The organism is Streptococcus merionis DSM 19192 (assembly GCF_000380085.1).
Taxonomy (GTDB): domain Bacteria; phylum Bacillota; class Bacilli; order Lactobacillales; family Streptococcaceae; genus Streptococcus; species Streptococcus merionis.
In genome coordinates, this window is the sequence record NZ_KB904538.1 from 52,123 (window position 1) to 72,620 (window position 20,498).

Annotated in this window: 16 protein-coding genes; 5 read left to right on the forward strand and 11 right to left on the reverse strand. The window is 41.0% G+C overall.

Translation table 11 applies throughout. From position 1 onward, the window contains the following. Positions 1–169: 169 nt before the first annotated feature. Positions 170–2,437 (reverse strand): glycogen/starch/alpha-glucan phosphorylase, encoded by a 2,268-nt coding sequence (locus A3I5_RS0100215; protein ID WP_018372595.1) that lies wholly within the window; start codon positions 2,435–2,437, stop codon positions 170–172. 9 nt (positions 2,438–2,446) lie between these two features. Continuing rightward, positions 2,447–4,024, reverse strand: a complete 1,578-nt coding sequence (gene malQ / locus A3I5_RS0100220) for a 4-alpha-glucanotransferase (RefSeq protein ID WP_282705043.1) — start codon at positions 4,022–4,024, stop codon at positions 2,447–2,449. A gap of 121 nt (positions 4,025–4,145) precedes the next feature. Between malQ and pulA the strand changes: the two genes are divergently transcribed. Then, positions 4,146–6,242, forward strand: a complete 2,097-nt coding sequence (gene pulA, locus A3I5_RS0100225) for a type I pullulanase (protein ID WP_018372597.1) — start codon at positions 4,146–4,148, stop codon at positions 6,240–6,242. A 121-nt stretch (positions 6,243–6,363) separates the two neighbouring features. Here the strand turns inward: pulA and lepB are convergent, their stop codons facing one another. From lepB to A3I5_RS0100240, 3 genes are all read right to left on the reverse strand, one after another. Beyond that, positions 6,364–6,921, reverse strand: coding sequence for a signal peptidase I (gene lepB / locus A3I5_RS0100230; protein ID WP_018372598.1), 558 nt, complete (start codon positions 6,919–6,921; stop codon positions 6,364–6,366). A 118-nt stretch (positions 6,922–7,039) separates the two neighbouring features. Beyond that, positions 7,040–7,714 (reverse strand): P-II family nitrogen regulator, encoded by a 675-nt coding sequence (locus A3I5_RS0100235; protein WP_018372599.1) that lies wholly within the window; start codon positions 7,712–7,714, stop codon positions 7,040–7,042. Further along, positions 7,711–9,144: a DUF1538 domain-containing protein gene (locus tag A3I5_RS0100240; RefSeq protein WP_018372600.1), complete on the reverse strand. Its 1,434-nt coding sequence runs from the start codon at positions 9,142–9,144 to the stop codon at positions 7,711–7,713. The genes A3I5_RS0100235 and A3I5_RS0100240 overlap by 4 nt, the downstream gene beginning before the upstream one ends. A gap of 435 nt (positions 9,145–9,579) precedes the next feature. On the opposite strand from A3I5_RS0100240, the gene A3I5_RS0100245 reads away from it, so the two are divergent. From A3I5_RS0100245 to nrdE, 3 genes are all read left to right on the forward strand, one after another. Next, positions 9,580–10,701, forward strand: a complete 1,122-nt coding sequence (locus A3I5_RS0100245; RefSeq protein WP_018372601.1) for an NAD(P)/FAD-dependent oxidoreductase — start codon at positions 9,580–9,582, stop codon at positions 10,699–10,701. 151 nt (positions 10,702–10,852) lie between these two features. Continuing rightward, a complete protein-coding gene (gene nrdH / locus A3I5_RS0100250; RefSeq protein WP_018372602.1) occupies positions 10,853–11,071 on the forward strand; it encodes a glutaredoxin-like protein NrdH in 219 nt (72 codons plus the stop codon). A gap of 45 nt (positions 11,072–11,116) precedes the next feature. Beyond that, complete coding sequence (gene nrdE, locus A3I5_RS11380; RefSeq protein ID WP_018372603.1) at positions 11,117–13,276, forward strand: class 1b ribonucleoside-diphosphate reductase subunit alpha; 2,160 nt, start codon at positions 11,117–11,119, stop codon at positions 13,274–13,276. A 313-nt stretch (positions 13,277–13,589) separates the two neighbouring features. Here nrdE and A3I5_RS0100265 read toward each other — a convergent pair whose 3' ends face one another. Continuing rightward, entirely contained in the window at positions 13,590–13,892 is a 303-nt protein-coding gene (locus A3I5_RS0100265) for a hypothetical protein (protein WP_018372604.1), read from the reverse strand. A 92-nt stretch (positions 13,893–13,984) separates the two neighbouring features. On the opposite strand from A3I5_RS0100265, the gene nrdF reads away from it, so the two are divergent. Then, a complete protein-coding gene (gene nrdF / locus A3I5_RS0100270; RefSeq protein ID WP_018372605.1) occupies positions 13,985–14,944 on the forward strand; it encodes a class 1b ribonucleoside-diphosphate reductase subunit beta in 960 nt (319 codons plus the stop codon). Positions 14,945–14,993: 49 nt separating this feature from the next. Here the strand turns inward: nrdF and A3I5_RS0100275 are convergent, their stop codons facing one another. The 5 genes from A3I5_RS0100275 to A3I5_RS0100295 all read right to left on the reverse strand — a co-directional run bounded on the left by A3I5_RS0100275 (position 14,994) and on the right by A3I5_RS0100295 (position 20,487). Further along, positions 14,994–15,674 carry a fructose-6-phosphate aldolase gene (locus A3I5_RS0100275; protein WP_018372606.1) on the reverse strand — a complete coding sequence of 227 codons (681 nt, stop codon included), beginning with the start codon at positions 15,672–15,674 and terminating at the stop codon, positions 14,994–14,996. A 16-nt stretch (positions 15,675–15,690) separates the two neighbouring features. Continuing rightward, on the reverse strand, positions 15,691–16,473 hold the full coding sequence (locus A3I5_RS0100280) for a glycyl-radical enzyme activating protein (protein ID WP_018372607.1): 783 nt from the start codon (positions 16,471–16,473) through the stop codon (positions 15,691–15,693). A 19-nt stretch (positions 16,474–16,492) separates the two neighbouring features. After that, positions 16,493–18,838 carry a formate C-acetyltransferase gene (locus A3I5_RS0100285; protein WP_018372608.1) on the reverse strand — a complete coding sequence of 782 codons (2,346 nt, stop codon included), beginning with the start codon at positions 18,836–18,838 and terminating at the stop codon, positions 16,493–16,495. Between the two features lie 241 nt (positions 18,839–19,079). After that, positions 19,080–20,165, reverse strand: coding sequence for a PTS fructose transporter subunit EIIC (locus A3I5_RS0100290; protein WP_026216843.1), 1,086 nt, complete (start codon positions 20,163–20,165; stop codon positions 19,080–19,082). Between the two features lie 10 nt (positions 20,166–20,175). Next, complete coding sequence (locus A3I5_RS0100295) at positions 20,176–20,487, reverse strand: PTS fructose-like transporter subunit IIB (RefSeq protein ID WP_026216844.1); 312 nt, start codon at positions 20,485–20,487, stop codon at positions 20,176–20,178. Positions 20,488–20,498: the final 11 nt, after the last annotated feature.

Below are 20,498 nucleotides of genomic sequence, written 5' to 3' on the forward strand. Positions count from 1 at the left end.
TAAAGTTTTTAGTGATCTCTTTCTGGTCTGCACAACAACGGCGATGAAGAACGATTAGAGCGGTATTTCACCAAAAGCAAGCATCCCTCTAGGTCTCTTTCTAAAACAAAGTGTACAAAACCCAAAAAGGCTAAGCACGAAGCTTAACCCTCGTATTGTTTATATAAACTTACTTAGCTGCTTCCAATTTCCAGATATCGCGATTGTATTCTGCAATCGTACGGTCTGAGGAGAAGAAGCCTGCTTTAGCAATGTTGACAATAACCTTGTCCAACCAAGCGTCACGATCTTCATAATCCTTGAGCACCTGCTCTTTCATGGCGATGTAGCTTTCTAAGTCTAGCAAAGTCATGAACCAGTCCTTGTTGATTAATTCGTTATGGAGGCGGAAAAGACGTTCGTCATTACCATACTGGCGAACTTCATCGCTCACGATAAAGTCAATCAAAGGCTTGATATTTGGACGTTCATAGAAATCACGAGCTACATAAGATTCGTTTGCATAAGTATCAATAACAGTTTGACTATCCTCGCCAAAGATATAGATGTTCTCACTGCCTACCAATTCATGAATCTCCACATTAGCACCATCTTCTGTACCAAGGGTCAAAGCTCCGTTCAGCATAAATTTCATATTCCCTGTACCGGAAGCTTCTTTAGAAGCAAGGGAAATCTGCTCAGAGATGTCCGCAGCAGGAATCAAGAAACTGGCTGCAGTGACATTGTAGTTTTCAACCATGACCAATTGCAAGTGCGGTGACACTTCTGGGTCATTAGCGATCACTTGCGACAAGGCTAAAATTAAGTGAATGATGTCTTGGGCGATCGTGTAGGCAGGGGCAGCCTTACCACCAAAGAAGACTGTAATCGGTGTTGATGGCACATTACCGGCCTTGATGTCCAAGTATTTGTTAATCACATAGAGAACATTCATCTGCTGACGCTTGTACTCGTGCATACGCTTGATTTGAATATCAAAGATTGCATTTGGATTAATCGTAACACCTTGCGTCGCTTCAAGATGCGCTTGGAGTTTGCGTTTGTTATGCTTTTTGATACTTTCTAACTTAGCCTTGACATCAGCATTGCCCTTAAATTCTAAGAATTTCTCCAGCTCAGTCGCATCATGGTGATACCCATGACCGAGCAATTCATCCAAGTATTTCGCCAAACGTGGATTAGCATGCATGAGCCAACGACGGAAGGTGATTCCATTAGTTTTATTGTTAAATTTCTCTGGGTAGATGTCATAGAATGGCTTCAACTCAGACGATTTCAGGATATCGGTGTGAAGGGCAGCAACCCCATTAACAGAAAAACCATAGTGCATATCCATGTGCGCCATGTGAACACGACCCTGCTCATCGATAATGTTGACCGAATCATTATGATACGTCTCTTTGACACGGCGATCCAATTCCTCAATAATCGGCACCAGGTGTGGTACAACTTCATTTAAGAAGTCAAGCGGCCACTTTTCCAAAGCTTCTGCTAAGATGGTATGGTTAGTATAGGCCGTCATGCTAGAGACGATCTCAACAGCCTTGTCAAAGTCAATGCCACGCTCTGTCAAAAGACGAAGCAATTCTGGAATTACCAATGATGGATGGGTATCGTTGATTTGGACAACGGCATAGTCTGCTAAGTCATACAAATTTGAACCCTTCGCTACAGCTTCATCAATCAAGAGCTGAGCAGCATTTGACACCATGAAGTATTGTTGGAAAATACGAAGCAATTCTCCCTCACGCGTCGAATCATCTGGATAGAGGAAGAGGGTCAAATTGCGGAAGATATCTGGCTTGTCAAACTCAATCCCATCATAAATGATGTTGTCATCAACGGAACCTAAGTCAAAGAGACGGAGGCGGTTTTTAGTAGCGGTCTTATAACCTGGAACATCAATGTCATAGAGTTTTGAGGTCAAGGTGAAATTGGCAAAAGGCACTTCATAAGAAATCTTCGACGGTTTCAACCAAGATTCGGGTGTGATCCAAGGGTTCGGAACAGCCTTTTGTTGGTTGTCCTCAAATAACTGTTGAAAAAGTCCGAAATGGTAGTTGAGACCAACACCGTCACCATTGAGACCAAGGGTAGCAATAGAATCAAGGAAACAAGCTGCCAAACGGCCTAAGCCACCGTTACCGAGAGAGGGTTCCATCTCCACTTCTTCAATCTGAAGCAAATCTTTACCGGCTTCTGCAAGCTGATCTTTGACCTCAGCGTAAAGCCCCAAGTTAATGAGATTATTTGATAGAAGTTTTCCGATCAAAAACTCAGCTGAAATATAGTAAACTTTTTTCTTTTGATTGTTTGTCGCAAGAACATCGCTAGCACGTTGCGTCAAACTAAGAAGGACGTAATAAAGCTCCTCATTATTACAATCTTCAATGCGTTTCGCATAGGTTTCCTGAACAAGTTGTTGCAAATTTAACATTTTTCTCTCCTAAAATGTACTTTCTTGATAAGCTGTCTGCGTTGTCTTCTGACGGCTATAAAGCTTTGTGAGGTTGTGCAAGTTATTTTCAACCATCTTTTCTATTATAGCAGAAGACATGCGCCATTGCCAGTTTGTTCCTAGCGTAGAGGGGATATTCATCCGAGATTCACTGCCTAAATTCAGTAAATCCTGCATAGACGTAATCGCTAATTGGCTGTTAGAAGCCCAAGCTTGCCTAATCATGGCTTGACTAGCTGTCTCGTCGTGTGACCGATGACTATACTGGTCAAAGAAATGACGAACCTCTTCAGTGATGTCATCCTCATACCAGCCACGAATCGTGTTGTTATCATGCGTTCCGGTATAGGTTACGGTATTATAGTCACAACGATGAGGCAGATAAGTGCTATCTCCGAGACTATCATAAGCAAACTGGAGAACTTTCATACCCGGTAACTTAAGGCTGTCACGAAGTTCAATGACCTCATCAGTAATCAAGCCAAGATCCTCTGCAATAATCGGAAGATTCTCACCTAATTCAGACTGAAAGGCTGCAAAGAGCGCCTTATCAGGTCCCTTGACCCAACGACCGTTGAGGGCCGTGTCATCTTCTGATGGTACTTCCCAATAGGCCTCAAAACCGCGGAAATGATCAATACGGATCATATCATAAAGTTTAAGCGACTCTCTCATGCGGCGAACCCACCAGCTGTAACCGTCAGCAGCCATTGCATCCCAGTTGTAGATAGGGTTTCCCCAGAGTTGTCCTGTTTCAGAGAAAGCATCTGGTGGACAACCTGCGACCACCGTTGGACGGCCAGCCTCATCAGTTTTAAAGAAGTGAGGAGCGGTCCACATGTCACTACTGTCAGCAGACACATAAATCGGCATGTCTCCAATAATTTCAATTCCCTTGCTATTAGCATAGGCTTTCAAGTCATGCCATTGCTGAAAAAAGAGAAATTGTGTAATCCTATGATAAGCAATTTTGTCTGCCAAGAGTTCTCGATAGTAAGTCAAACGCTCAGAGTCCCGACGACGAATGCTTTCATCAGGCCAAGTAATCCAAGACTGATTTTCAAAATGTTCCTTGATGGCCATGTAATCAGCGAAGTCATAAATCCACTCCATATTTTCAGCTAGAAAATGCTGGTAAGCTTCCTGATTACCCTTTTCTTGAAATGCCCAAACAGCCTTCTCCATCAAAGGGCGTCGCACTTCAAAAATTCTAGCATAATCCACATACTCAGGATTAGCACCAAAGTCAACATTTTCTAAATCTTCCCAAGATAGCAAGCCCTCGGAAACGAGACGTTCTAGGTCAATAAAATAGGTGTTTCCCGCAAAGGCAGAAAAAGATTGATACGGGGAGTCACCATAGCTAATTGGCCCAAGAGGTAGAACTTGCCAGTATTTCTGCTCTGTTCTATCTAAAAAATCGACAAAGTCATAGGCCGACTGACCAAAACTCCCAATTCCAAAACGGTTAGATAAAGAAGATATGTGCATCAAGATGCCACTGTATCGTTTATTCATAAAATAATGTGCATCCCTTCTTTTTTTGACAACAGATTCTGTGACAATCAGTGCAATCGGTTGCGCTGATTCTATTATACACCAAAGGCGATTAAAATACAAGTCTTTGACTATTCTTTTTTTTTCGATATAATATAATGGATGTATTTATAAGTATGAAGGAGAGACTATGGCTTATCGACTTTTCATCGCAGAATTACAGGATAGACAAACCATTAGAGTGACGATAGAAGACCGGTTCTTCAACCCTAAATTAAGTTTTACCTTAACGCTAAAAAACGACCTAAGCTCAGAAGGACTACCACTACCTGTCATCGATTATTATCGTGATGGTGACAAGCATGTTTATCAACTACAGACGGTGCAACCGCTTGATTATGATGAGCAATATATGATCTATGACATGGATCGTAATGTGAGTCAGGTTCAGTGGGGAGCTATTGTTCGGACGAATGAATTTGATGACTATTTTTATTATGATGGTAATGATCTCGGTTCAACCTATTCTCCTGATAAAACGAGCTTCAAATTGTGGGCGCCTATTTCTGAAAAAGTTTTTGTTGTCATTAACCAACAACCTTATCCCATGAAGCGTCAGCAAAAAGGCGTCTGGTCCGCTAGTATCTCAGGTGATTTTGATGGACAACCCTACTACTACCTTCATTTGATCAATGGCAAGTGGCAGGAGGCTCAAGACCCCTACGCCTTATCAGCTCAAGCTAATAGCGGACACAGCTACATTATCAACCTTGAAAAAATCCAGAGCGCGACGTCCTATCGAAATCCTATCCCAATCAACCAGGCCATTATCTATGAGATGAGTGTTCGAGATTTTTCGGCCCAAGAAAAATATGGCTTCAAACAGTCCAAACGTTACCTAGGCTTGACAGAATCTCCCGAGCAAGATGGCCATCAATTTGGACTTAACTATGTTAAAAATCTGGGTGTTTCACATATCCAACTCATGCCTGTCTATGATTTTGGCAGTGTGGATGAACACAACATTGATCTTGTTTACAACTGGGGATATGACCCAATGCTCTACAACGTTCCAGAAGGCAGCTTTGCTACTGATCCTAACGATCCTTATGCACGCATTATCGAACTCCAAGAAGCGATCGCTGCCTACCACCATCAAAACATCGGTGTCATTATGGACGTTGTCTACAACCATGTTTATGATGTTGACAAATTTGTTCTTGAGAAAATTGTCCCAGGATATTGCTCTCGCTTTGACATCAATAATCATCGTTATAATGGTACTGGCTGTGGAAATGACATGGCAACAGAGCGGCGAATGGTGCAAAAATTCATCATAGACTCCATTTTAATGTGGATGAAATACTACCATATGGACGGCTTCCGCTTTGACCTGATGGGAATTTTGGATACAAAAACCATGCTCGCTATCGAAAAAGCTGCGCGTGATAAATATCCAAATATTTATCTTTACGGTGAGGGGTGGCAGATGATGACAGGATTAGATGCCGCGCATTTGGCTCACCAATTTAACAGCTATCAAATGTCTGGTATTGGATTTTTCAATGATCGCTTCCGCGAGGAGATTAAAGAGCTTCTCTGTCATCCAGAAACGCTCCAAACCAATCACAAATCCCAAGTTATTGAAGAAATCATCACTGGAAGTAGCGGGATGGTTGAGTCACCCGGCCGTTACTATCGAACTAGCCAATCGCTAAATTATGTCGAATGTCATGACAATGCGACTTTCTTGGATTATCTGACCATTAATAACCCGAGTCTTTCTGATGATGAAAAACAGCATCGCGCTAGCTTTGCTCAGCAAATTATCCTACTCTCACAAGGCGTTGCCTTTCTTCATTCTGGCCAAGAAGCCTTTCGGACAAAAAAAGGGATCGATAACACATACAATCAACCAGATCACATTAATCGGCTGGATTGGTCGAGAACCATTGCTCACAAGAAGCATGTCCAGTTTATCAGTGACCTGATTGCCTTTCGTAAAGCTCATCCCATCTTAAGCTTAGAGACAGATGATGAAATAAAAACTAGCTTAGAGTTTTACTGGCTATCTGACACTCTCCTGAAGTACAGTCTAAATAATTCTAACGATGATCTGATGATTATCTTTAACTTCGGCACGAGTGATGCCAGTTTTGATGTTCCCAAAGGATATGATCTTTACTTAAAGAATGGACAGATTAGCCTTGAAAAACCTCTGGAAAAATCGCCAAAAACAGTCCATGTAGCAGGACTTTCTCTCGTCATTCTCATGAAAACAGATTAAAAAATTTCCCCTACCAGCTGAACTCTTAGTTAAGTTAACGTTCACAGCTCTTCATTAAACAATTAAAAACTGCACGAAATCAACGTTTCCTCAACATTGACTTCGTGCAGTTTTATTGTTTTTAAACACTATCTACAAAACCAAATTCAGATAGCGGGGTTAGTCTAAAGGAGATAACTCCGATAAGGTCTGATTGGTTAATGAGGCCGTGCTGACGGCTATCAGCACTATTTGTTCGATCATCATTCAGTATCAGATACTGGCGCTTAGGTATGGTCCCGTCAACTGTTTGCGTGAGTGTTTCGATACTAAAATCATTGGTAAAATAAGCCCCATTAACAAACTGTTTGTGATAAGTTGCTTTTAAACTTTCAATATAGGGTTCTTCCTGAACCTTGTTGTTTAAATAAAGGACATCATCCATGAAAGTCACTGAGTCACCAGACTTAGCAATAATACGCCCGATATACTTTTTACCGCCCACCTTGTAAAGCACCAGATCGCTATAATCAGCCTTGACGGTCTTAAAAGCAACGACCATTTCGCCTTGACGAACCACATTGTTCGCATCTTGCTCAGTCACAGTGTAGGGCTCAAATACGTACAAACGCAAACCAATCAAAGCCACAACAAAAACCATTACCAGAATAATTGATTTGACCAAATCTCTTTTTACCATACAATCTCACTCCTCACTCTTTCATTGTACCATAAATCGTGGAAAAGTACAGACCCATGATAAGTTCAATTTGATATTTTCAGAAAAACAACTGAAATTCCAAATACTTCTAGCAACCTTATTTCAAGCCCTTGTGAAGACCGTAAATTTGCCCAATCGTTTGAATGAAAATAATGCCTCGACCAGGTTCATCAATGGCCAAATGCGTTCGAATCGATTGAACAATCCGATCAGAATCATCCTTAGGAGCGATAATCCAAACGACCTCTTTTTCAGGTTCGATATCCATATTAAAGAGCCTTGTCGTCTCGTTAATCCCTGACCCACGGCCATTAATAATGGTGCCACCCTGAGATCCAGCAGCCTCTGCAGCTTCAATCACGTCCTCGGCATTGCCGCGCTCCACAACAGTTGTAATCAGATGGTACATTCCCTCTTCTCCTCTTGTTTTTTCAGTATAGGTTGATTGATAAGTTCTCGAACCAATAATTTGGCAAATTGGAATGGTGAACATGAGCCCGTGGTGGGGCTTTTCAAAATGAATCTTAGAGTCCAGATGTGTCATCAATTCCTGTGTCTTCTCATGTTGACTGGCCATGAGAACCACTTCTTTTTCGACATCATATAGTGACAAAAAATTGAGAAAGGGGTGTTTAACCGTTCCTAAAGCAGGAAGGACTGTTCCTCCTCGAAAACCTATTTTTTTAGCTAATTCTAAAATACGGCTGCCCTGACCATAATTCACAATCACATAGAGCAATTCTAGCGATGGTATTTCTTCGATTGTATTCAAGACCTCGTCTCTCCCTTCTTATGGTTTGATTTTAATTGATAAATAAAGCCTAATATTTGCAAAGTAATAATCGGCGTCATGGCAACCATGGCAATCATACCAAAGCCATCAACCAGCAGATCAGCTCCTTCAAAAATATGAGCAGCTCCCTGAATAAAGGCCATGATAAAGGTCGCGGTCATAGGACCAGTCGCAACTCCCCCAGCATCAAAGGCTATCCCCACAAAAAGCTTTGGCGTGATAAACATGAGCCCTAATGAAAGCAGATAACCTGGCAAGAGATAATGCCAAAGCTGAATACTCGGAACTAAAATACGAATGACAGATAAAGCGACAGCTGTCCCAACACCTAAAGCAAGTGACATTAAGACGGCTCGACGCTTGACATAACCACTGGTAACTTGCTCAATCTGATGGGTTAGGACATACACAGCAGGCTCAGCCAGAATAGTCACGACACCAAATACAAAGCCAATCACCACAATCGAAAGCTTATTCTCCAGCGACACTAAGGCTTGACCGATATAGGTTCCAACATCCATAAAACCGCCATTAACACCGACCATAAAAAGAAAGAGGCCAACATAAGCAAAACCAAATCCTGTTAGAAGACGGCGTAACTCACGCTTTCCTAAGTGAAGGCTGAGCTTTTGCAAGACCAGCAAAAGTCCTAGAAGCGGTAAAATCACAATTAAGGTTTCTTTAGCATAATTAGAAGCTAGCCCAGTAAAAGAGGATACTATAGCATTGCTATCTAAGTTTCCTGTTTCCAATTCTGCGTGGAAAGTCTGTGTTTTGCTCAAAAAGCTCAAAAGGAGAACCGCGATAATCGCCCCCGTTGAAGCGATAGCCACTAATCCGAAACTATCTTTCTCAGACGCCTTACTATCTTTTTTCATCTTGGAAATCCCCACAGATAAAGCCAAGATAAAGGGAACTGCTAAGATTCCTGTCGTTGAGCCGGAGGCGTCAAAAGCAATGGCTAAAAATTCTTTTGAAGTTCCCAAAGACAATAGCCCAATTATCCCATAAAGAACCAATAACAGCTTATAAAGAGGGATATTGAAAAATATCCTTATAAAACCAAGGGCCAGCATCAAGGCAAGACCGATGGCAACCAAGAGTAACAGTGACAAGGCTGGTATACTTCCGCTCGTCACATCGTTCACTTGATTTGCTAAAACCATGAGACCAGGCTCAGCAATTGAGGTGAAAAAACCTAGCACTATCCCTGCTACAATAACCAACCAAAGCTTGTTTGATTTCGCTAAGGTCGTACCCGTATACCCTCCTAGTGGTGTAATTCCAATATCTACACCAATCAGAAAAGCTGTCAACCCTAAGATGACTAAAACAGCGCCAATCATAAATCGCCACATCATCGGACCAGGCATAGGTGTCAAAGTGACATTCAAAATACCTACTATCACACATATGGGCACTACCGATACAAAAACTTCTTTAAATTTAGCTCTAAGCAAACCAACCTCGCATTTCTATCTTATTTGTTGCATAAAGATCTTTCAGCTGTTCAACTGCATTTCTTCATACCACTTAAAAGCAATAAACTAACCACATTATATCATATTAGGAGGGTGAATTCAAATTGAAACGATTCTAAACACGAAAACACATGGCGAAATCTTCTCATCATTTCCTGTGCAGAGTTATACTTATAGAAACCGTCTTCTAAGAGCTTTTCCATTACTTTATACCACAGAAAGTAGTGTCATCATCCTTTTCAATCTTCATTATTTCTAAAAATCCGACACTATATTACCTTGTTTCTCCACAGACCTACAAGTTCTTAATGAAATAACCGATTTTCTCTCGAAAAACTTCTTAAATCGTGCTATAATGCACCTATGGAAAAGAAACACATCATTATCATCGGAGGCGGTATCGTTGGCTCAACGGCTGCCTACTATCTCTCAAAATCACCTGACCATCGTGTGACCTTGATTGACGATGGGACAGGTCAGGCGACTCGGGCAGCTGCTGGTATCATCTGCCCTTGGTTTACTCTCAAGCGCAACAAAGACTGGTACCGCCTGACCAGCCAAGGGGCAGCTTTCTACGAAACTTTTATGGAGGATCTGCGCAAAGACGGTCTGGAGCACTTGCCCTACAAGCAAACTGGAACATTTGTCTTTAAGAAAAAAGAAGAACACCTAAGACATGCTGTCCAGCTTGCAGATGAACGTCGTGTAGACTGCCCTAGGATTGGTGAAGTGACGATTCACACACCTGAGGAGGTTGCTCAGGTCATTCCACCATTTACTAGCGAATACGGAGCTGTCTTTGCGACAGGTGGTGGCAGGCTCAATGGTACTCAGCTAGTAGATGACTTACGCAATCTCTTTGTCAAAAATGGTGGCACCTACTTACAAGGTTCAGCCAGCCTTGTTGATGAAAAAACAGTTCTCTTTCAAGACGAAGAGCTCGTGGCCGATCACCTCATCCTCGCGGTCGGAGCTTGGTTACCACAGCTTCTCTCGCCTCTCGGTTACGACGTCGATGTTCGTCCACAAAAAGGCCAGCTAATAGAGTTTGAAACCAATTTACAAACAGATGATTGGCCTGTTTGCATGCCACCGGGTGAGATTGACTTGTTGCCTTTTGAAAATGGACGCATGGTTATCGGTGCTAGTCACGAAAACGATATGGGCTACGATATTAGCGTTGATAAGGATATCATCAACGGGCTTAAAGAAAAAGCTGCTACTTTTATCCCTGAGTTGGTCAATGAAGCTATCAGCAAGATTCGTGTAGGGACACGCGCCTACACATCAGACTATGCACCGTTTTACGGCACTGTTTCTGGAAATGATAAGCTTTGGGTTGCCTCAGGATTAGGCTCTTCAGGATTAACTAATGGCCCTTATATCGCCTGGCAGATGGCTCAGCATATTTTAGGTCAGGATCCTAGCTACGATTTAACCCCTCACTCACCAGAAAAATATATCCAAAAGCTTCCAAAGGCTTGATTTAACAGGCTTTCTAAGAACTATCAGAAAAACACCAGATATTGTGAAGTTTTAAAAAACGAAGCACAACATCTGGTGTTTTTGTCTTGACATTCTTCCCAAATCTGATATACTGAATGAGAATCATTTGAATTAAAAAGGAGTCCCCTCTATGGTAACAGTCTATTCTAAAAATAATTGTATGCAATGCAACATGACCAAAAAAGAACTGACTAAATTAGGTGTTGAATTCACTGAAATTAACCTTGATGAACAACCTGAATACATCCAACAGGTTAAAGATTTAGGTTTTTCTGCTGCCCCAGTTATCCAAACACCGACCGACATTTGGGCCGGCTTTCAACCAGCCAAATTAAAGGCACTTGCCTAATCGTTTTTTAATTTTGTTTATCACTACATTAGAAAAAGGAAAATTATGAGTCTTAAAGACCTTGGAGATGTTTCGTATTTTCGTCTCAATAATGAAATCAACCGACCAGTTAATGGTCAAATTCCCCTTCACAAGGATAAGGAAGCCCTAGATGCCTTCTTTCGTGAAAATGTCATTCCAAATACGAAAGTATTTGCCTCAATCAATGATAAAATCAACTATCTCGTCTCTGAAAATTATCTGGAAAAAGCGTTTATTGAGCTTTACCGACCGGAATTCTTAGCAGAGTTGGCGGACTTTATCAAGGCTCAAAATTTCAAATTTAAATCGTTTATGGCGGCTTATAAGTTCTACAATCAATACGCTTTAAAAACCAATGATGGCCGCTACTATTTGGAATCCTTAGAAGATCGTGTCATGTTCAACGCGCTTTATTTCGCTAACGGTAATGAGGAACTTGCAACTAACTTAGCTAATGAAATGGTTCACCAACGCTATCAGCCAGCAACACCGTCTTTCCTCAATGCAGGCCGTGCCCGTCGTGGTGAGTTGGTGTCGTGCTTCCTCATTCAGGTCACAGATGACATGAACTCTATTGGTCGTTCGATCAACTCAGCTCTGCAACTGTCCCGTATTGGTGGCGGTGTAGGGATCTCCCTCAATAACCTGCGCGAAGCTGGCGCTCCAATCAAAGGCTATGAAGGGGCTGCATCTGGTGTTGTGCCTGTTATGAAACTCTTTGAAGACAGCTTCTCTTACTCTAATCAACTAGGGCAACGCCAAGGGGCTGGTGTCGTCTACCTCAATGTCTTCCACCCAGATATTATCGCTTTCTTGTCTACTAAAAAAGAAAATGCTGACGAAAAGGTTCGTGTCAAGACGCTATCTCTCGGTGTGACCATTCCAGATAAATTCTACGAATTAGCCCGTAAAAATGAGGACATGTACCTCTTTAGCCCTTACTCGGTAGAACTTGAGTACGGTGTTCCGTTCAACTACATCAACATCACTGAAAAATATGATGAGCTCGTAGCCAACCCACGAATCCGTAAAACCAAGATTCGTGCTCGTGACTTGGAAACTGAAATCTCGAAATTACAGCAAGAGTCTGGCTACCCCTACGTCATCAACATTGATACAGCTAACAACTCTAACCCGATCGAGGGGATGATTACCATGTCCAACCTCTGCTCGGAAATCCTTCAGGTTCAAGAGCCATCTGTCATCAACGACAAGCAAGAATTTGTCAAGATGGGAACAGATATCTCCTGTAATCTTGGCTCTACCAATGTGGTTAACATGATGACTTCTCCAGACTTTGGTTTGTCCATTCGCACAATGACACGGGCATTGACCTTTGTCACGGACTCCTCACATATCCATGCTGTTCCAACTGTCAACCACGGTAATGAATTAGCTCATACTATCGGCCTCGGTGCCATGGGACTCCACTCTTACCTAGCTCAAAACCTGATGGAATACGGTAGTCCTGAGTCTATCGAATTCACCCATATCTACTTCATGCTGATGAATTATTGGACCTTGGTTGAGTCAAATAACATTGCCCGTGAGCGCGGTGTGACCTTCCATAACTTTGAAAATTCTGATTATGCGAATGGTAGCTACTTTGACAAATACACCAGTGGTCACTATGTACCAAAGTCTGACAAGATTAAAGAACTCTTCAAGGGGATTTTTATCCCGTCTGCAAAAGACTGGGAAGCTCTCAAAGTTAAGGTCATGGCAGACGGTCTCTACCACCAAAACCGCCTTGCAGTCGCACCGAACGGCTCTATCAGCTATATCAATGATGTGTCAGCCTCAATCCACCCGATTACGCAACGTATCGAAGAGCGCCAAGAAAAGAAAATTGGTAAGATTTACTATCCAGCAGCTGGTCTTTCAACAGAGACCATCCCTTATTACACTTCCGCTTACGATATGGACATGCGCAAGGTTATCGATGTCTATGCGGCTGCCACCGAGCATGTGGATCAAGGTTTGTCCCTAACCCTCTTTATCCGTAGCGATATTCCAGAAGGCATCTACGAATGGAAAAAAGAACGCAAGCAAACCACGCGTGATCTCTCTATCCTGCGTAACTACGCCTTTAACAAAGGCATCAAGTCCATCTACTACGTCCGTACCTTCACAGATGACGGTGACGAAGTTGGGGCAAACCAATGTGAAAGCTGTGTGATTTAAGACGCTAAATGTCATGGTTGCTAAAGCAAGTCACGACATAACGAGGCTGGACTCAAGTCCCATCTCATCTCTCATCGTTTGCGTCAACATCTCAGCGCAGTGGTTGGGAGTAAGACTTGTTGGCCATGCCAACTTAGTCTTACCCCTGCACAGGTCATTAGGCGCTTTAGCGCCAATGAACCACTGCTGATTGGGCTCTAATACGTTGATAAATCAACTTTTAGACCCCTACTGTGCGGGGGTGTTAAAGGAACTGTGCTCAATTCAAAAGCTTACTATAGTTACAAAAATAAATAGAGGTCAGCACACACGCCTAACCTCTATTTATTCTATAATGTTGGTAAAGTAAGCGGCCATAGCGCCATAACCTATGAAGCATAAAAGCTGTTAGCCCTGAGAAACACAAACTAATCAAACCCAAGAGCAGCTGCTTTCTCAAAGAAAGCTCTGCCATGGTCACTTGAACAAGTGTAGCAGAAAATATCACTAAGCAAGCTGTTGCTAACACCCATATAAGAAAAAGAACGCCCTGAGAAACTTTTCCCAGCCGTCTTTCCTTCTTGCTTTCCATATAGTTGTCAATGCTTGCTACAAAAATAACAGCTACAATTTCCATTAGAAAATCAAACACATTCAGGACCTCACCGCATTTATGATATAATGATAACATACTGCGTTGTGATAAACAATGTCAAAATTGGAGAACTTATGACCACTTACTACAAAGCCATTAACTGGAACGCGATTGAAGACGCGATTGATAAATCTACTTGGGAGAAACTGACCGAGCAATTCTGGCTAGATACACGTATCCCTCTTTCAAACGACTTGGATGACTGGCGTAGCCTGTCAGAAGAGGAAAAAGACCTCGTTGGTAAAGTCTTTGGTGGCCTGACTCTGCTTGACACCATGCAATCTGAAACAGGTGTCGAAGCAATTCGTCAGGATGTCCGTACACCTCATGAAGAGGCTGTCCTCAATAATATCCAGTTCATGGAATCTGTCCATGCCAAATCCTACTCCTCTATCTTTTCAACCCTCAATACCAAGTCTGAGATTGATGAGATTTTCGAATGGACTAATAACAACGAATACCTGCAACGAAAAGCTGAAATCATCAATGATATCTACCTCAACGGCACCGCCTTGGAAAAAAAGATTGCCAGTGTGTTCTTAGAAACTTTCCTCTTCTACTCTGGTTTTTTCACCCCGCTGTACTATCTGGGGAATAACAAGCTAGCCAACGTTGCCGAAATCATCAAGCTAATCATTCGCGACGAATCCGTTCACGGAACCTACATTGGCTACAAGTTCCAATTAGCTTATAATGAACTTCCTGAAAGTGACCAAGAAAACTTACGCGAATGGATGTACGACTTGCTCTACCAGCTCTATGAGAACGAAGAGGGCTACACAGACTCCCTTTACGAAAGTTTAGGCTGGGCAGAAGAAGTTAAGACTTTCTTGCGCTACAATGCCAATAAAGCACTTATGAACCTAGGCCAAGACCCACTCTTTCCAGATTCAGCTTCTGATGTCAATCCAATTGTTATGAATGGTATTTCAACAGGAACTTCCAACCACGACTTCTTCTCCCAAGTCGGTAACGGCTACCTTCTCGGTGAAGTCGAAGCCATGGAAGATGACGATTATCTTTACGGGTTGTAAAACGGTCAGCTTAGCAGACCGTTTTGCTATTCCATAGCTGATAACTTCTCTATAAATCAGCAATGGTTGAATGTTCTCCATAAATGCTTTCCCAATCAGAAATGAAATCGGCTACCGCCTTTGAAATAGATGGCATTTCAAAAGCTTGTGCCATAACGTCTACACCTACGGTCGACGCTTGTGCTCCTGCTTCTAATGCAGCGTTCACTTGATCCACATTTTTAAAACTAGCCGCTAAGATCTTAGACCGACTTCCAGTTCGTTCAATTTCTTTTGCAACCTCACGAATCACTTCTTTAGGATCAATGTTCAGGTTCTCCATACGATTATAATAAGGAGCTAGGTAGTCCGCCCCTGCAGCAATAGCCAGATAGGCTTGCATTTTAGTATAAATAGCTGTCGCTGTGACACTAACGCCATGTTCTTTCAGAACTCTAATTGCCTTTAATCCATCACTGCTAACAGGGACTTTAACAAAGACTTTATCATCAATATTTTTTAAAATCGCCTCAGCATCTGCAAGTATACCGTCATAATCAGCTGCTACAACTTGGACATGCAAGCTCTTATCTTGGCCGATAATATTTCGAATGGCCCTCATATGTTGGAAGAACTCAATAGGTTCTTCTTTTTTTACAATTGATGGGTTCGAAGTAATTCCTGAAATGGGAATAATTTCTGCATAAGTTTTAATTTCTTCTAAGTTAACTGTGTCTAATAAAAATTCCATTTTGTTCTTCTTTCTATCATAAACCGCCAATGTTAGTTTGAACTTCCTTATCTTCAAATATTTTTTTGATGTTATCAATTTCAGTAGAAGTCAAGGTGGGAACATCTTTCATCGTATAATTCCAGCCTAAATACTCATATTTACTGCTACCGTACTGGTGAAAGGGCAGCAAATGGACCTCCTTAATGCTCAATGATTTCAGATAGTTCGCAATCGCTTCAAGATTTTGAGTTGATGTTGTATAACCAGGGATAAGCGGCACTCGAGGGATGACTTCAATATGTTTTTGTGTCAGTAAAAATTCTAAGTTTTTTTTGACGTTGTTGACATTAATACCGATGACCTCACTTGCTCGGTTAGAATCCATAATTTTTAAATCGAATAAAACTTGATTTAAGTACGGGGTCAATTTTTCAACACAATCAAGCGGAAAGGCTCCTGTGGTTTCAATAGCTGTATGAACTCCTAATCGATAAAACTCTTTTAAAAGATTGCCAGCGAAGTCTGCCTGCATGAGCACTTCTCCACCAGAAATAGTTACCCCGCCGCCAGAAGTTCTAAAAAATATTTCATCTCTCATCACTTCATTGACGAGGTCATCGATTTTACGCCACTCTCCAATGATTTCTTTCTTTCCATTTTTTATCCAGAAAGCTGGTTTTACTACTTTTCTAGATTCTGGATTAGCACACCATGGGCAGGCTAAAGGACAACCCTTTAAAAAAATGATTGTTCTGATGCCGCCGCCATCATGAACTGAATAGCGCTGAATATTAAAAACTAATCCCTCATCTTTCATAGTCTATTCCATTCCTGTCTTAAAGCGTATGCTCAACACGTGCAATAATATCGTCCTGAATTTGTTTGTTTAAATCAACAAAGAAAGCACTGTAACCTGCTACACGGACTAAAAGTCCGGTATATTTTTCAGGATGCTTTTGAGCATCTAAAAGGGTTTCTTTAGACTGAACATTAAATTGGATATGCTGAATTTTTAATTTTGTATAGGCCATCAAGAAATCAGCAAATTTGTTTAAGCCTTGAATCCCTTTTAATGTGTTAGGCTGAAATTTCACATTGAGAAGGCTACCGTTTACAGTCAGATAATTATCAAGTTTACTCACTGATTTTAATACCGCAGTTGGTCCTAAATGGTCACGTCCAACCATTGGCGACAATCCGCCGTCAGCCAATTGTTCATGTGCTCTGCGTCCATCCGGAGTTGCTCCGACAGCTTCCCCTAAAGGAATATGAGCTGAAACAGTGTAGGCACCCGGAATAAACTTGCCACCACGGACATTCGCATATTTTTCTAGTTCTTTAGCATAATGTGTAAAGACTTTAAGAGCAATTTCATCTACTTCATCATCATCATTGCCATACTTCTCGAAGTCTTGAATGACATGTTTTTGAAGCACTGCATACTTACCTTCATAATTCATTTCTAAGGCTTTGACGAGCTCAGAAAAGGACATTTCTTTATTTTCAAAAACCATTTTTTTGATAACATACATTGAATCGCTTAAATTAGCTTCGCCGATTCCTTGAACACCTGAGAAGTTATATCGGGCTCCACCTTCAGTAACGTCCTTACCATTTTCAATACAATCTTTAATCAAAACAGATAAAAATGGGGTTGGAGCATAGTGGCGGTGTCCTAAATCAACAATATTGGAACCTTTTACAACAAGATCCACATAGTAATCAATTTTTTGTTCAATACTTTTCAGTAATTCATTATAGGTCAAATCTTCCTTATCACGTAATTCGTACATGCTCAATTCCATAATACGCAGAAGATTAAAGAGTGCAATGTCATGCAAACCATATGTCCGACCAGGAATCGAAATTTCAACACAGCCTACAGTACCATAGTCGCGCGCATCCTCCAAGGAAACACCTTTACTGAGGAAAGCCGGGACACAGACTTCATCGTTGAAAAGCTGCGGTATGCCAGTACCTAGACGGATGGTTTCACATGTTTTTAACAAAAATTTCCGTGGGATAACTTCATTCATCCGAACGGATAAATTAGGCTGTGGAAGCAAAATTTCGTGATAAATATCCAGCATCACATAGGATAAGGGATTGACTGCTGTATGTCCGTATTTGTCTAAGCCACCCAAAGCTACGGTATATCCAGTTGGAAAGCCTGCAAAACATTTGGCGCTGCTTTGACTGCGGAGTAAGACGACATCATTTGTCTTAATGTAAAAGTCCCCGAGCACTTCATACATCAACTCTTCTGATTCACCGTACTCCAGTGAATATCGATAAAATGGGTAAAGATATTGATCCATGCGACCTAAGGAGAGAGATGAAGCATTTGATTCATACTGTCCGATAATACTCGTCATCCAAAGCAACTGCAAAGCCTCATAAAATGTAGCAGGTTTCTCAGTACTCAATTTTTCACAGATTTCTGCCATATTCAGCAGCTCACTTGATCGCTGAGCTTCTTCATTTTCTGACATTTGACGTGCTAATCTTGCATAGCGGATAAAATGACGTTTCATTGCTTGAAAAATGATCTGTCCAGCCTTAAAAAAATTATTATCAGGATTTTCTTCCATTTTTTCAGCTAAATGATCAATATAATATTGGATCCCATGATTAAGGATAGCCGGGAAATCCATGATGATGTGACCCTGACCTTTATCCGTTTGATTTAATTTAAACGCCTCATCTTTTAAAGCTGCTTTGATATCATCAGTTAACTCGCTGTTAATGAAGTCCTTCATCGAGTGTTCTTTCCAGAAGGGATACAATTGCTCAATATAAACTTTTTTGTCTTCTTCTGTAAAAACAAATTGGTCTTGCGGACGTGTTGCAATCGTATCAATTTCTTTCATAATCCAATAAGGGTCCATTTCCGGAGAAAGAATACCAGACCGTGGACGCACAGTCCGATTGCCAACTAAAAGTTCTCCTTCTCGGATGCTGATTTCCACATGATCCATGATATGTGCTGTAGCTTTTGCACGACGGATAATGACAGGCTCACCTTCAGTCGCTTTATAGCTTTCTGTGTATAACAGCGCACGTTCTAAAGAAATTTGGCGCTCTTCTTTAAAAAGATTATCTTTCATCAGTTGAATGCGCGGATTACCATTTAATACCACATTTGCAATATTTTGGGTTTTATCAATTACTCCTGCTGCCATATTTAGTATCCTTTCTACTTATATGATTATCTTTATAGCTATATTTTACAACTAAATCAGTTATTAAAGTATATGGTTTTTAATATTATTTTAACTAAGCTTTCAAAGCCTTATCTGGTAAGCTTTCCTTTTTTTAATTTCATATTTTCATTTTAAAAAGCACAAATGTGCTTTTTAATAAAAATAATAAACTTTTGTATATTATTTAAGGATGCTTCAAAAGAATGCATCCTTAAATGTTTTATAGTATTTCAAGTTCTAAATCAAAATCATCAGTTTCCATTTTTACATCATCACTCTGGACTGATTTCTTAGTTATTACAACAACTGCTGCTGTAATAATTGATCCAATGATACTTGCTATTAGATAAACCAGAGGGCGCTGTACTACTGGAGCAACAATCCATCCTCCCCAAGGGGCTGGATTACCAGCTCCAAATGTAATTGCAATAGCAGAACCTACGCTACTTCCAATAATGTTTGCCGGAATACAACGAGTAGGATCAGATGCAGCAAATGGAATCGCTCCTTCTGTTATTCCCATAAGTCCCATGACAATGGCCGCTTTTCCTGATGTTTTTTCTTCTTCCGTAAATTTCTTAGGTGCAATTAAAGTCGCTAACCCCATACCAAGTGGAGGAATACAAATCGCTACTCCAATTGCAGCCATAATAGTAAGTGCTGTAGTACTCGGAAGACCTGTTTGAGAATTTATTGTACCTACCATAGCAGAACCAAAACCAAAGGCTACTTTATTGATAGGTCCTCCCATGTCAGAAGCAATCATAGCACCTAGGATTAATCCAAGAATCAAGAGATTCCCAGAACCAAGGGTCTCAAGCCACCCTGTCATAGTACTCATCACTAAAGCAATTGGTCGGCCTATGATCCAATACATAATACCACCAACAATTAATGTCCCTAATAATGGTATGACAAAAATTGGCATAAGTGATTTAAACGCAATAGGTAATTCAATCTTTTTTAAATAGTAAACTACAATACCAGTTAAAAGTCCTGAGAAGATACCACCAATGAAGCCTGCTCCAATATTAGAAGCAATCATCCCGCCAATAATCCCTGGAGCTAATCCAACTCGGTCTACCATAGAAAAAGCAATATAACCTGATAGTATTGGCACCATAAGTCCCAATCCTGTAATACCTATATTAGCAATATCAGCTAACACGCCCTCACTAGGTACTGCAGCGCGTCCAGATAACAACACACTTATAGCTAAAAGAACACCGCCTGCAACTACAAAAGGAATCATGTATGAGACTCCTGTCATCAAATTTTTTCGTGTATTTTTAAGTAAATTAATCATAATTTTACACCTATTTTCCTAATTTTTCTTGTAATTTTTTAATAATAATATCCGATTTTTTGATACAATCACTAGGGCTCACACGTAAAACAGGTTTTCCCTTAAAACGATCTTCATTTTTTATACTTACAGCATTAGTTAAAATAACAGCGTCAGCTGACTTTATTTGCTCAGTTGTCAATTCATTTTCAGTTCCAATTGATCCTTGAGTTTCAACATACATTTCTACATTTAGTTTGTCTGCTGCAACTTGTAAACTCTCAGCGGCTAAATAAGTGTGTGCTACACCAGATGGACATGAAGTGACTGCGACTAATTTCAACATATTTTTCT